The sequence below is a fragment of the Desulfococcus sp. genome, assembly GCF_050178255.1.
GTDB lineage: Bacteria > Desulfobacterota > Desulfobacteria > Desulfobacterales > Desulfococcaceae > Desulfococcus > Desulfococcus multivorans.
On sequence record NZ_JBFXGG010000089.1, the window covers coordinates 1 to 12,442 of the forward strand.

A 12,442-nucleotide genomic window follows, 5' to 3' on the forward strand; every position below is an offset into this window, starting at 1 on the left:
GAATACCATGACAATTCATGACCGTAAATTTTCATCATAACTGGCTATGGATATCGAAAATGGCATAGAGCCCCTCAGAGCGCGCATATTGAGAATATATGCTATATCCATACACCGCCACCTGTTTTGAGATTTATGGCCGTATAAATGATTTCAGGGCTTCTGAGACGGATGTATGCCCCTCTTTGAAATAGAGATTATTCTTGATTTTTTAAACATGAATTGAGATTAATCCACTAATAAATGCGTGGCATTTGGTTTTTATGTCCGAGGTGGGGATGGCAAGGGTCATTTTATCCGGCCCCCCTTTTCACATGGAAACCATTTTTGAGGACAGATCAGCGGAAAAAATTGCAACCGGAGCTCTGGCAAAAAGCCCGTGTGGCGGGGGCTTATGAAAGGTCAAGTTGCTACCATTTTGCTACCATAATCACCAAAAACAAGAGGAAACACCGTATAGCAGCAGACAAAACACCAAACGTTTTTTCTATTGATTTCTGTTGGTTGTTGTATATTGGTGTTTCCCGTTAAAGTTCATAGACAGATTGACACGGTAGGGGTCGTTGGTTCAAATCCAATCGTGCCTACCACCAAAAAACAAGGGTTTACGGCTTAGGCTGTAAGCCCTTTTTTAGTTTTCTGTTACCGGTTTTTCAAAAACCATATTTTCCAATCGACGAGCAGCGTCCTAAACTGCCGTGCACGACTTGAATTGGACACTTCTCTTTCAGATAAAAAACCTCGGCTTTAGCTCGATCCCCAGGCAGCGGCTTTTTTCTCAACAGCTGCTCCGCAACGCGGGTAGCTCGTGAATTCAAGGTTTAGTACCCCGGATAAAGCCGCCACCACTGGTCATCAGGCCGAAATTTGATAAAAAGGTCTACCGCCAGCCTTTCGATAACCGTCCTCAGCTCCAGGGGATTGCTGAATGCAGCTGGAATGGCATGCCGCCCCAACATACATCCCAAAATATTGCCGGTTATTGCGCCGGTGCTGTCGGTGTCACCGCTATGGTTGACGGCCATTCGAACACCGACGGTAAAATCCTCTTCAGCGCGGCATGCACAAAATAGGGAGATTGCCAGTGCTTCTTCAGCAACCCACCCCCCACCGAGGGATTCAATGGCCTCCGGTGTCGGTTTGGAGGTCGCTGCAAGCGTCAAGGCGCCTACAATGGCCTGGACGCACTCCAGGGCTTCGGGCCTCCCCACCAGGTATTCGATGGCTGAAGCCACACCATCTTTTAGGGTGCCGCCATCCCGGATAACGTTGATGATGGCCGCCAAAGCCCCGGCGGACAAATAACCGGATGGATGGCCGTGAGTTATGGCCGCTATCTCGCATCCCAATCGGAATGCCTCCGCCGTAGCGCCGGCAATCAGTCCAACCGGAGCCACCCGCATTACGCCGCCGCAGCCCTTGCTGTTGTTTACCGGACGGTCGATGGTGCCCATCTCGCGGCCGGACAGGGCGGATAAGCAGCTGTTTCCCGGTGCGCGTCGGCTATGCATCTCGGGAATATGAATGAGAGTCCCCAAATCATGATCATAGGTCTGAAATTCTGTAGCCGCATTTTGGGTGATCATCCATTGGAGATATGAACGATGAACCAGACCGGGGGGATTGCATATCCCTTTCAGATTGCCTCGGGTCCAGGCTCTTAACAGCCCCTCTGCGGTAAACATCGTCATTTGGGTGTCATCGGTGATGGTGCCGATCCCGCCATAGGCTTTGTCGTAATCACGAATCCCCTGCTCGCCATAGGTCCTTCGAATTTGAGGCAGCTGCATAAATTCCACCGGCGCGCCGAGAGCATCGCCCACACCGCCTCCCACCATACAGCCAAGGTAACGGCCTAACCTGGTGGGCGCATTGGATTCATATTGCCGCCACGACTTGACCCAGTTTCGCTGTTCCGATGTTTCCGGCGAGGTGCGGTGGGCCATCGCCTCATTTTGCCGCAGGCATCGGATGATGTCCAGAACATTGCCGGCATCTGCCAGGCCATGGCGAATCAAAAAGCAGCCCACGAGCGTGCCCGTGCGCCCCACGCCGCCCCAGCAATGGACATACACCGGGTCTCCCTGGATCAATGCCTCATCGATACAGTCGAGGGTATGACGCATCTGGTCCGGAGATGGAACCCCAAGGTCCTGGATGGGATATCGTTTGCACAGTGGCTTTGAGCCCCTCCTGCTGGCAAGATCATTTAAAATCGGCTCGTAAGGGGTGAACGGCTCTCCGGAGTGGTCGGTTTCGTCGGGCTGCATCAGGTTTATGATGCGCCGAATACCCGACTCAAGGAGCCGGTCCAGCTTATTTTCGGCCTCCCGGGGGTCCTTCGCGCCCGGCAGTTCCCCGGCAAGCAGCCGGCCAGGGATCACCCAGTAGGAACGCGGGAACGGGACAGGTAGTCCCAAGGCCGTTTCGATCAGTCCAATGGCCTTCTTGCCATCTGCTTTATTTGCAGCCATGTTGCCTCACCCGGAAATTTATATACATATTGTTATGGGTTTTCGTTCTGAGGATGATAATCGATGTCGTGTATGGATGCAATCCCTTATGAAATATTTGACAGCCAAAGGATAAAACCAGTAAGATATCGTCTCGTGGACGGCGAAATCGTCCAAGAAAAACATGAAACTATTGTTCAGCCATGGCAATCCTCAGCCCGCGGTGGAAAGCCATTACGCAGTCGGAATACGCATGGGAACAGGAGGCCATTCAATATATAAAGGATCGGCTCCCGGATCGGGATCCCTACCGCGCATGGGCCAATTTCGAGTTCATCGCTGATGACGGCTCCATCAACGAGGTAGATCTCCTGGTACTGACCCCCCAGGGGTTTTTCATCGTGGAGATTAAGAGCCGGCCTGCGGATCGGGCCATTTTCTGCTGAGGGCCTTTGACCGCATCTTCGAACGATGGCTGAAAAAGAATCCTTCCGGCAATTCAAGAGACCTGGCCCAGCGGACGTTGGACAGCATCCATGGGGTGGACATCAATCCGTTTGCCGTAGCCGTCGCACGATTCCGGCTGCTGCTCCGAGCTATGAAGGCCGGCGGGATCAAGCGTTTGAAGGATTGTCCGGAATTACGCCAAAAGACCTTCAGCAAAATCAAAACATACGTGCTCGATACGGATCTTGTCACCGTAAATATGCTCTGAATATCCCCTTTGCTGGAGTTGATGCTTGCGTGCCTCATCGCACTTCTCCCCTGGCTCAAACAGTGGCATAATGACCTCGACCCCGAGTTCAGCGAACGGATGGGATATTTTTACGAAGCCTTTATCACGGATGAGGCCCGTCACATGGGAAAATCCGTTGACGAGGTCCGCTGGTGAATGCCGCCTCAGCCGAAAAGAGGCCGCCGGCATAGGAGCTGATAACCGATGCAACCCAAAAAGATAGACCCTGTGGAGGAGTTGAGATCCAAGGCCGTTTTCTTGCTGAAACCCTATGCCAGAAAAATATCCGTATTCGGGTCTTTTGCCAGGGGTGAAGGCAGCGAGGCCGGTGATATCGATCTGCTGGTGGAACTCAAGCCGCCCTCCCAGCGGCCCGCACTAGGGCTGAAATGGTTCAGGCTGGAATACGAGCTCGGCCGCCTGATGGGGAAAAAAATCGATCTGATCAGCGAAAAAGACCTCAGCCCCCATTTGAAACCGCTCATCGAGAAAGATATCGTGCTGCTGTATGAAGAAGACTAACCGATTTTTTCTCAGACATATCGTTGATGCCGTCGGGCTGATCAGAGCCTATACGAACAACGTGACGGAAACGCAATTTTATCAAAACAGGCTGATCCGGGACGGCGTCCTCCGGCAAAACATCAACACCATTCTTGCGAAAACGGAGCGCCCCTGATGCCCCTCATCAAGGATCTGAGACCGATAGGTGAATCGGCCCAAGAGATGATCCGGGAACGCATGATAGATCGGGCAGCCTTGCAAAAGGTCATCACATCATCGAACATCCGATTTGTTCTGGAAAAATCGGATTACGAATAGTGGCATTCCAAGCAGAAAATCGAAAGCGATGAACCATCATGCCTTTCCAGGCCGCAGCATAAAGACCAATGGCAGACTTGATCAAGCCCGAGGTTATCGGCCTTCCCGTTGGTCTTGGGTTTAATTTAAAGGAGGGAACATGCTGAAAATCGTCGAGGTCGGCCCCAGGGACGGGCTGCAGAATGAACCCGCCGTCATTCCCCCGGCGGTGAAGATCGATTTCGTGAACGCCCTCTCCCTCTCGGGAGTGAACGAAATCGAGGTTTCCGCCTTTGTTTCTCCCCGCTGGGTCCCCCAGCTTGCCGACGCCGAGGAGGTGTTCCGGAAAATCGCGCGCAGGGAGGGCGTGGTCTATTCGGCGCTGGTGCCCAACGAAAAGGGGCTTGCCCGCGCCGTCTCGGCGAAGGTCGACAAGGTTTCCCTCTTTACGGCGGCCAGCGAGAGCTTCAATCAGAAGAACATCAACACCTCGATAGCGGGCGCCATTCAGCGTTTTCTGCCGGTGGCCAAGGGGGCCCACGACGCGGGGATGACGCTGCGCGGATATGTCTCGACGGCATTCTGGTGCCCATTTGAAGGCAGGATCGCACCTGCGGCCGTCATCGAGGTGGTGGAGCGGCTCATCGACGTGGGCGTGGATGAGGTGTCCATCTCCGACACCATCGGGAAGGCATCCCCCGACGAAGTGGGGATGCTTCTCGATGGGTTGTTGTCCCGGATCTCCACGGACCGGGTCGCTGTTCATTTTCACGACACCTACGGCAGGGGCGTGGAGAACGTGCTGACGTCGTGGTCTTACGGAATCCGGATCTTCGACGCGAGCGTGGGCGGGCTCGGGGGCTGCCCCTACGCGCCGGGGGCGACGGGCAACGTGGCCACCGAGGCGGTGGTGAAAGCCTTGAAGAGCAAAGAGGAGGCGGTGGGCGTCGACCTCGAACAGCTGGCGAATGCCCGCCGCCTTCTGGACCCCTTCCTGTCGGAAGAGCGCCGCGCACTGCCTCGGGGCGGGTCGCTGGCCTGCGCCACCTGCGAATTTTCCCATCAGGATGTCTGCTGCGGCCAACGAAGCGTTTAGGGGCCTGTCGGGCGACGACCCCAGGCGGAACCTCGTGTAGCGGAACCTCGTGTAAAGGGATTTTGAAGCTCAGGTTTGGAAAAAGATCATTTTGACCCCGAAGCGAATTTCGCTTATATAGAAGATAATGAGATATGATTGTGCCGCATGGCTGTGAGATTGCCGCCTTCTCCATGATATGCCGAGAAAAACAAGCTCACGGTGAAATCCAAATGGAGGTATCTGATGCTGAAAATCTCCGGTTTGACCGTCCTCGATCTCGACGGTCGCAAGATTCAACTCACCGCGCTGTTCACTGAACGACGCGTGGTGCTGGCCTTTCTGAGACATTTCGGCTGAATGTTCGCCCGGCAGCAGGTCGCTGCCCTGATGAAGGTCAAACCCGTTCTGGATCAGTTGACCATCGGCCTTGTGGCCATCGGCAGCGGATCCCCCGACAGCGCCCGGCGGTTCGTTCAGGAATTTCAATTTGACGGTGATATGGTTGTGGACCCGACGCTTGAAGCCTATCGTGCCTTCAAACTGAAACGGGGATTGCTCGAGACCCTGGGGCCGACCGCTCTCTTGAAGGGGCTTGGCGCCATGAAAAAAGGATTTCGCCAAGGCAGCACGGACGGTGATCTGTGGCAGCAGGGGGGGCTGTTTGTCATCGGGCCGGGGGAAGAGATCACGTTTGCTCATCGCGACCGGTTCGCCGGTGATCACGCCGATCTCGACCAAGTGATCGCATCCCTGAAATCCTGAACCGGCAGTCCCGTTAACGACAGCTTTCGAAAACAAAGGGCCTGCAGCACAGGCTGCAGGCCCTTTGTTTCAATGTCCGTACCTAATGACCGTTTGCATTGGTTTGACCAGGGATGATCATGGGATCAGCCGGATCAATATGGAGCGGCCCCTGATTTTCCGAATTACAGCGCTCTCATGAAAGCGGTCAGATCTTTCTTCTCCTGTTCCGTGAGGCCAAGGCCCTGAATCAGGTTGAAGAACTCCACAGTATCCTCCAGGGTCAGCAGTCGCCCGTCATGGAGGTAGGGCGGGGAGTCCTTGATGCCGCGAAGCGGGAATGTCTTGATCGGTCCGTCGGCGGAGGCCATGCGGCCGTTGATCATCTGCGGTTTGAAGAAACGCTCGGCTTTCAGGTTGTGCATCAGGTTGTCGGTGTAATACGGTGCCGGGTGACATACGGCGCATTTGGCCTTGTCAAAGAAGAGTTCCTGGCCTCTGAGCTCGGATTCCGTCGCTTTTTCAGGGTCCAGCTTGCCGTAAAGGTCCAGTTTCGGGGCAGGCGGAAAATCCAGCAGGGCCTGAAATTCGGCCATGAAATGGACCTGGCTTCCGCGCTCCAGAACGTTGACCCCTTTCTTCGTCGCGATGACCGGGTCTCCGTCGAAATAGGCGGCTCTCTGCTCGAATTCGGTGAAGTCCTCGATGGTTTTCAATGCGCGTTGAGAGCCGAACAGGCGCTGAACATTCACGCCGCGCAGCGTTGGGATATCCAGACGATGCCGGAACTCCTGGGGTCGGATGTCGCCCACGAGATGCGTCGCCCCGTTCGAATGCCCGTTGACGTGGCAGTCGAAACAGGTAACGCCTCTGCTGGGAAGCTCCGACCGTCGGTCTTCCGTCTGATTGAACTGCTGCTGGGGGAAAGGCGTTACCAGCAATCGCAGACCTTCGATCTGCTTGGGGTTCAGGATGCCGTTGAACAGCTCATAGTAGTTCATGATGGTGACGACTTTTCCCTGGGATACATCACCGAGATCCGGTCTTGTGGTCAGATAAATCGGCGGGGGAAACTCGGGCAGGAAATGGTCCGGCAGGTCAAAATCCAGATCGAATCGGGTCAGGTCTCGACCTTCCTGCTTGTTGATCTCGTCGATATGGAACTGCGGAAAAACCATGCCGCCCTCGACATGATTGGGATGCGGCAACGGGTAAAAACCTTTGGGCCAAAGGCCTTTTTCCTTGATTTCTTCAGGCGTCATCTGGGCGAACTTTTCCCAGGTCATGTCAGCGGAGAGTTGGACGCGAACACCCTCCTGAACCGCCTTTTTCCCTCCCGACATCATGACGCCCTCCGCCGGACGATCGCTCAGGTCGTACCGTTCGTCGAGCAGATTCATCTGTCGTTTCATGACATCCGCTTTCGCGCCTTTCATCCGATCGAAAATCTTCTGAAAGGGCTCTTCAACGGCCACGGGGAGATAACTGGTTTTTGAAGGTTCCTCCGCATCCGCCATCCCCATTACCCCGATCACGAAAATCGCGATGAGTATCAGGCCGACGAACGGCTTAAAGTTTTTGTGTTTCATTCCGTTCCTCCTTTTTTTGATGGGTTGCCGAATCGGCGGCTCCAGCCAGTGCATTTCGCAAAAACGACGACCGGCGGAACACGGGCGCTCGTTCCGTGCGATCGACCGAGCCGCCTTTCCATAGACCATGATATCGCCGCGCCTGAAGGCCCAGGCGATCGAAACGATTCCAGCGTGTTCGCGTCGTCAATTGCCGATTCGATGATCATTAAAGATGTAGGGTTGGTATGTTGATACTATAAGAAGATTCTCGTTATGTCAATCCCTTTGATCTCTGCCTTCTTCCGAGGCTGATCGCCATCTGTTTTTATAGGATAGCCCCATCAAAAACCCATCGAACCAACCGTATTGAAAGATGACGAGCGGATCCCCATATTGGTGTCAAAGGCAAGCGGCGGAAGAGCCGAAACCAACATCGAAAAAACACGGAGCACATGGAGGTGCGTCATGGCCGAGAATAAAGTACAAAACTATATCGAAACTGAAAAAGAGCGTGAAGAAGGACATCTGGACACCCGGACAGGCAATCACGACTGCGATAACAAGGATGAACATCTGGGTTGCGACATGGGCGTCGACGTAGCGGGATGAGAGGCGATCGCCGCGAACACACATTCAACACGATGAGGTGATATCATGAAACATACGGAAAATACAATCCAGGACTATGTCGAGACAGAGCAGGAACGGGAAGAAGGCCACATCGATACGCGATGGGCGAACCATGAATGTGAAAACGAAGACCCCCATCTGGGCTGTAACCCGGGCATCGACGTCGCGGGTTAAAAAAGCTGATCAACGTGCCGGAATTACGGATTCAGCCGAAAACCGGAATCCGTTTCCGGACACGCCGTATCACCTTGCGGCAGGGCGTTTAAGGCCCTGCCGTTTTGTTTTGTCACGCCGCTGAAGAGACCACACGAAGCCAGGTCTTCAGTGCGCCTTCAGCTTTTCCGTCAAGGCGGGGATGAACTCCTTGAGATCCGCCAGCACCATGACATCCGCGACCTCACCGATGGGGGCATCCCGGTCCGTGTTGACGGCGATGATGAATTCGGACTTTTTCATCCCGGCCAGGTGCTGTATGGCGCCGGAGATGCCGCATGCGATATAGAGTTTAGGAGAGACGGTCTGGCCGGTGGTTCCCACCTGACGGGAATGCTCGACCCAGTCGGCATCCACCACCGGGCGGCTGGCGGCGAGCTGGCCGCCGACGGCTTCGGCCAGTGCCGCGATCATCGCCACGTTCTCCTTTTTGCCGATGCCCCGGCCGGCGCTGACGATGACATCGGCCCGGCTCAGATCCACCGCCGCTTTCTGCGCCGCTTCATAGCCGACAAATTCAACGGGGGAGGCCGTGTCGGGAATGTCGAGGGGCTCGATATCGGGTGTGCCTTCGGGTTCCCCGGCCGGGCTGAAGGCGCCGGCCTGGAGCGTGACCACCGTCACTGCGGTCCTTGCCTTGAGGCTGCGGCGCATCTTGGCGTTGCAGACCGGGACCACAAAGGCGCCGTCCGCATAGTCCACGACCTCGGATACCTGGGCCGCACCCAGGAGATTGGCGATGCGCGGCGCCAGGTCCCAGCCGTAGGAAGAGTGGGCCAGAACCACGACATCCGGGTTTTCCCGGGTGACGGCCGCCTTCACCAGTTTTTTGTGGACGTCCGGGTTGTATTCTCCGTATTTCGCGGCATCCGCCAGCAGGAGCCTGCCGTCGAACTTCGGCACTACCCCCGTGTCGCCCACCAGGATCATGGCTGCCTCGGCCCCGATCTTTTGGGCAAAGGCCGCCAGTTCATAGGTGGATGCCGGTATCTTTCCATCTCTGTATTCTCCGACCAGAAGGGTTTTCATGGGAAAATCTCCTTGATTCTCGTAATGGTTGGTTATCGCAGCACCATGGTCTTTTCGCGCAGAATGTCCAGCACCTGTCCGGCCAGCTTTCCCGCATCGCCCTCGAGGACCAGGCCGCCTTTTTTCTCGGGAAAGTACATTTTTTCAGCCGCCAGCCGGGCCTCCACCGCGGCCAGATCGGCGGAATCCACCGTGATGAACTCTTTCTTCCTGGCCTTCATGATGTTCGGCATGGTCGGATAGCGGGGGGTGTTCAGGCCGAGCTGGCAGGTGACCAGCGCCGGAGTTTTCATCCGCGCAATGGATTTGACGCCGCCTTCAAGTTCGCGCTTGACGGTGATCGTGCCGTCGGCAAACGCGAAGTCCACGACCGTGGTGACCGCAGGGATGCCCAGCATTTCAGCCAGCAGCACCCCCACCTGGGCGGAGCCGCGATCCTGGGACTGCATGCCGGTGAAAATCACATCGAAGCCTTTGTCGCCGGCAAACGCGGCGATGAGCGACGCGATTTCGAAGGGGTCCCTGAGAAGAGCGGCATCGTCTTTCACATGAAAGGCGCGGTCGCAGCCCATGGCCAGCGCCTTTTTCACCATCTCCCGGACCCGATCGGGTCCGATGGTCAGGACGGTGAGGTCCGCCCCGTCCCCGATCTGTTCCCGAAGCCGCACAGCCTGCTCCACGGCATATTCGTCGTATTCGTTCATGCGCCAGGCAAGCTCTTCCTCGCTGTACCATTTGTTATCGGCGTCGATCCGGAACTTGGATTCCATATCCGGCACTTGTTTGATGCAGACAAGAATTTTCATGGCTATTTCCTTTATCTCCAATTCAGGGTTCAGTCTTGTTTTTCCAACCGCTCCACCAGGATTTCGGCGATGTCCCGCGGCACCATCTTTCCTTCCAGCCCGGCGCCCTTGACCCCGTCCTCGAACATCGTCAGGCAGAAGGGACAGTTGGAAACCAGGATTCCCGTCCCGGTCTCCGCCGCCATTTTCGCGCGGGTTTCGCAGATTCGGGTCCCGATTTTTTCGTCCGCGATGACACGGCCGCCGCCGCCGCCGCAGCAGAACCCCTCATCCCGGTTCCGCTCCATTTCCCGGACGGTGGCGCCGGCGGCCGACAGCAGGCTGCGGGGAGGCTCGTAGATGTCGTTGTAACGCCCGATGTAACACGAGTCGTGATAGGTGCAGGCAAAGTGCCCGGGCCTGAGTTTCAGGCGGCCGTCCTGAACCAGTTTCTGAAGAAAGGTGACGTAGTGTTCGACGTCGATGTCAAACCCGAGATCCCGGTAGTCCCGATCCAGGGTATTGAAACAGTGGGGGCAGGCCGTCACGATCTTTTTCACGCCGTAGCCCTGCATGATCCCGATGTTTTCGGCGGCAAGCCCCTGGTAAAGATACTCGTTGCCGAGCTTGCGCACCGGCTCGCCGCAGCACTTTTCTTCCTTGCCCAGGATCCCGACCTTGATCCCGGCCGCCGCGCATAGCCGGACAAAGCTTCGGGCCACCTTGATGTTGCGCTTGTCAAAAGAGGCATAGCAGCCGACAAAATAGAGGATGTCCACATCCGCATTCTCGGCCAGGCGGGTTACGCCCAGTCCTTCGGCCCAGTCTCCCCGGGCCGAAAAAGCCAGCCCGAGCGGGTTTCCGTTCACCTCCACGTTGTCCGTCGCGACCATGACCTCCTCACCCGGAAATTCGCCTGCCATGAGGACCAGGTGGCGACGCATGTCGATGATTTTGTTGACGTGCTCGATGGTTGCCGGACAAATCTCCTGGCAGGCCCGACAGGTGGTGCAGGCCCACAGGGCATCGCGCCCGATGGTGTCGATCAGATCCGCATCGGGCTGCCCGAAGGCGGCATCCCGGATATGAGCGATCACTTCCATGGGGCTGAGCGGCTTTTCGGTATGCCAGGCCGGACACCGGTCCTGGCATCGCTTGCATTCGGTGCAGGCGTCGCCGTCCAGGATGTCCTTCCAGGTCAGATCCCTGATCCGGGCCGCCCCGAAGCGCTCCGTCTGCTCGTCCTCGAGATCGAGGGTTTCCGTGCTCCCCTTGCGGCGATGGTCGGCAAACACGTAATTGGCGCTGGTGGTCAGGATATGCCGGAACTTGGTTCGGGGCAGCACGACGAAGAAGCCCAGGGTCAGAAAAAAGTGGATCCACCAGACACCCTTGTGCAGGCTCCGGAGGCTTTCCTCCCCCAGGCCCGAAATCCGCCCGGCAACGAACAGCCCCACCGGGGACCAGGCGGCCAGACCGGTGCCGGCACCGAGTTCGGTCACGGCCATGCGGGCGCCTTCGATGACAAAACCGGTGGTCAGAATGGCAAACAGCAGCCCGTGCATGATCGCATCGTCCCTGTCGGACGCCAGGCCCGGCGGACGCACCCAGTAGCGCCGGTAAAACAGCACCCCCAGCATGACAAGGGCCAGGAGGCCGGCAATATCCAGAACCAGCGAAAAGAGTTTGTAAAAGGTTCCGGTCAGAAATTTCCAGCCGAAGACCGGATCGGTCAGGTCCGCCTGCAGGAAGATCAGGGTCGTCCCGAGGGCCAGCACGAGAAACCCCCAGAAAAACAGGCTGTGCGCCAGGCCCGGGGCCCGGACCCTCAACACCTGCCGCTGCGAGAGCACATCCCGCAGGGCGGCGGCGATGCGGCCCCGGAGATCATCGGTGCGATTCGCGGGTTTTCCGAGCCTGTAGACCCCGATCCGCTTCAGGGCGCCGTGAACCAGAATGCCGACGGCCAGCAAGGCCAGGGCATACATGGGAATCAACACACCGTGGCCCACGTTCCAGTATATTTCCCGGGTAAATTCCATGGTCATTCTCTCCTGTCGATCCAGCGTTGACGTTGCCGGCCCTTTGGCGGCGCGCCATGTGCTGATGTTCAAATTCGGCGGACACCGTCCCGGCAGTCACCTACCGGGGCAACATCACACCTTTTCCAGCAGTCCCTTTTCGGCATCGGCCACCACCTGTTGCCTGACCTTGTAGTGCACCTTTTTGCCGGTGGCCGTCATGGGCAGTTCGTCCACGAAACGGTAGTATCTAGGGCGCTTGTATTTCGCCAGCATGGGATGCTGAAGGCAGAATGCGTCGATATCTTTTGCCGTCAGGGAGGGGTTGAACCTGGGGTGATGAAAATTCACTATTGAATGGCCCATAATTTTCATTCTGGAAAT

General features: G+C 56.6%; 13 protein-coding genes and 1 pseudogene. 8 read left to right on the plus strand and 6 right to left on the minus strand.

The features are described 5' to 3' along the window. Positions 1-821: 821 nt before the first annotated feature. On the minus strand, positions 822-2,474 hold the full coding sequence (locus tag AB7S84_RS13415; RefSeq protein ID WP_428155005.1) for an ADP-ribosylglycohydrolase family protein: 1,653 nt from the start codon (positions 2,472-2,474) through the stop codon (positions 822-824). Between the two features lie 182 nt (positions 2,475-2,656). Here AB7S84_RS13415 and AB7S84_RS13420 point away from each other — a divergent pair, with 182 nt between their 5' ends. The 6 genes from AB7S84_RS13420 (at position 2,657) to AB7S84_RS13445 (ending at position 5,830) form a co-directional block, all read left to right on the plus strand. After that, on the plus strand, positions 2,657-2,899 hold the full coding sequence (locus AB7S84_RS13420) for an NERD domain-containing protein (protein ID WP_020876288.1): 243 nt from the start codon (positions 2,657-2,659) through the stop codon (positions 2,897-2,899). Between the two features lie 77 nt (positions 2,900-2,976). Continuing rightward, positions 2,977-3,168, plus strand: a complete 192-nt coding sequence (locus AB7S84_RS13425) for a hypothetical protein (protein ID WP_040414688.1) — start codon at positions 2,977-2,979, stop codon at positions 3,166-3,168. A gap of 21 nt (positions 3,169-3,189) precedes the next feature. Further along, the gene (locus AB7S84_RS13430; RefSeq protein ID WP_020876287.1) at positions 3,190-3,345 is read left to right on the plus strand and encodes a hypothetical protein; all 156 of its coding nucleotides are present in this window, start codon (positions 3,190-3,192) and stop codon (positions 3,343-3,345) included. 48 nt (positions 3,346-3,393) lie between these two features. Next, complete coding sequence (locus tag AB7S84_RS13435; protein ID WP_428155008.1) at positions 3,394-3,711, plus strand: nucleotidyltransferase family protein; 318 nt, start codon at positions 3,394-3,396, stop codon at positions 3,709-3,711. A gap of 439 nt (positions 3,712-4,150) precedes the next feature. Continuing rightward, entirely contained in the window at positions 4,151-5,086 is a 936-nt protein-coding gene (locus tag AB7S84_RS13440; RefSeq protein ID WP_428155010.1) for a hydroxymethylglutaryl-CoA lyase, read from the plus strand. Positions 5,087-5,311: 225 nt separating this feature from the next. Next, entirely contained in the window at positions 5,312-5,830 is a 519-nt protein-coding gene (locus tag AB7S84_RS13445) for a peroxiredoxin-like family protein (RefSeq protein WP_272502266.1), read from the plus strand. Positions 5,831-5,994: 164 nt separating this feature from the next. Here the strand turns inward: AB7S84_RS13445 and AB7S84_RS13450 are convergent, their stop codons facing one another. Beyond that, positions 5,995-7,398: a cytochrome c Hsc gene (locus AB7S84_RS13450; RefSeq protein WP_020876278.1), complete on the minus strand. Its 1,404-nt coding sequence runs from the start codon at positions 7,396-7,398 to the stop codon at positions 5,995-5,997. Positions 7,399-7,845: 447 nt separating this feature from the next. Here AB7S84_RS13450 and AB7S84_RS13455 point away from each other — a divergent pair, with 447 nt between their 5' ends. After that, entirely contained in the window at positions 7,846-7,989 is a 144-nt protein-coding gene (locus tag AB7S84_RS13455) for a hypothetical protein (RefSeq protein ID WP_020876277.1), read from the plus strand. A 45-nt stretch (positions 7,990-8,034) separates the two neighbouring features. Next, complete coding sequence (locus AB7S84_RS13460; protein WP_020876276.1) at positions 8,035-8,184, plus strand: hypothetical protein; 150 nt, start codon at positions 8,035-8,037, stop codon at positions 8,182-8,184. A 147-nt stretch (positions 8,185-8,331) separates the two neighbouring features. On the opposite strand, the gene AB7S84_RS13465 is transcribed toward AB7S84_RS13460, so the two are convergent. From AB7S84_RS13465 to AB7S84_RS13480, 4 genes and pseudogenes are all read right to left on the minus strand, one after another. Further along, positions 8,332-9,252: an electron transfer flavoprotein subunit alpha/FixB family protein gene (locus tag AB7S84_RS13465; RefSeq protein WP_020876275.1), complete on the minus strand. Its 921-nt coding sequence runs from the start codon at positions 9,250-9,252 to the stop codon at positions 8,332-8,334. A gap of 32 nt (positions 9,253-9,284) precedes the next feature. After that, complete coding sequence (locus AB7S84_RS13470; protein WP_020876274.1) at positions 9,285-10,058, minus strand: electron transfer flavoprotein subunit beta/FixA family protein; 774 nt, start codon at positions 10,056-10,058, stop codon at positions 9,285-9,287. Positions 10,059-10,087: 29 nt separating this feature from the next. Beyond that, a complete protein-coding gene (locus AB7S84_RS13475) occupies positions 10,088-12,085 on the minus strand; it encodes a heterodisulfide reductase-related iron-sulfur binding cluster (protein WP_428155015.1) in 1,998 nt (665 codons plus the stop codon). Between the two features lie 108 nt (positions 12,086-12,193). Beyond that, positions 12,194-12,442: pseudogene (locus AB7S84_RS13480) on the minus strand (hypothetical protein); the annotation flags it as partial.

Excerpts from the sequence above, each read along its gene's own strand:
- AB7S84_RS13415 (WP_428155005.1), bottom strand. The coding sequence starts at position 2,474 with ATGGCTGCAAATAAAGCAGATGGCAAGAAGGCCATTGGACTGATCGAA.
- AB7S84_RS13420 (WP_020876288.1), top strand. The coding sequence starts at position 2,657 with ATGGCAATCCTCAGCCCGCGGTGGAAAGCCATTACGCAGTCGGAATAC.
- AB7S84_RS13430 (WP_020876287.1), top strand. The coding sequence starts at position 3,190 with ATGCTTGCGTGCCTCATCGCACTTCTCCCCTGGCTCAAACAGTGGCAT.
- AB7S84_RS13435 (WP_428155008.1), top strand. The coding sequence starts at position 3,394 with ATGCAACCCAAAAAGATAGACCCTGTGGAGGAGTTGAGATCCAAGGCC.
- AB7S84_RS13440 (WP_428155010.1), top strand. The coding sequence starts at position 4,151 with ATGCTGAAAATCGTCGAGGTCGGCCCCAGGGACGGGCTGCAGAATGAA.
- AB7S84_RS13450 (WP_020876278.1), bottom strand. The coding sequence starts at position 7,398 with ATGAAACACAAAAACTTTAAGCCGTTCGTCGGCCTGATACTCATCGCG.
- AB7S84_RS13455 (WP_020876277.1), top strand. The coding sequence starts at position 7,846 with ATGGCCGAGAATAAAGTACAAAACTATATCGAAACTGAAAAAGAGCGT.
- AB7S84_RS13460 (WP_020876276.1), top strand. The coding sequence starts at position 8,035 with ATGAAACATACGGAAAATACAATCCAGGACTATGTCGAGACAGAGCAG.
- AB7S84_RS13465 (WP_020876275.1), bottom strand. The coding sequence starts at position 9,252 with ATGAAAACCCTTCTGGTCGGAGAATACAGAGATGGAAAGATACCGGCA.
- AB7S84_RS13470 (WP_020876274.1), bottom strand. The coding sequence starts at position 10,058 with ATGAAAATTCTTGTCTGCATCAAACAAGTGCCGGATATGGAATCCAAG.
- AB7S84_RS13475 (WP_428155015.1), bottom strand. The coding sequence starts at position 12,085 with ATGACCATGGAATTTACCCGGGAAATATACTGGAACGTGGGCCACGGT.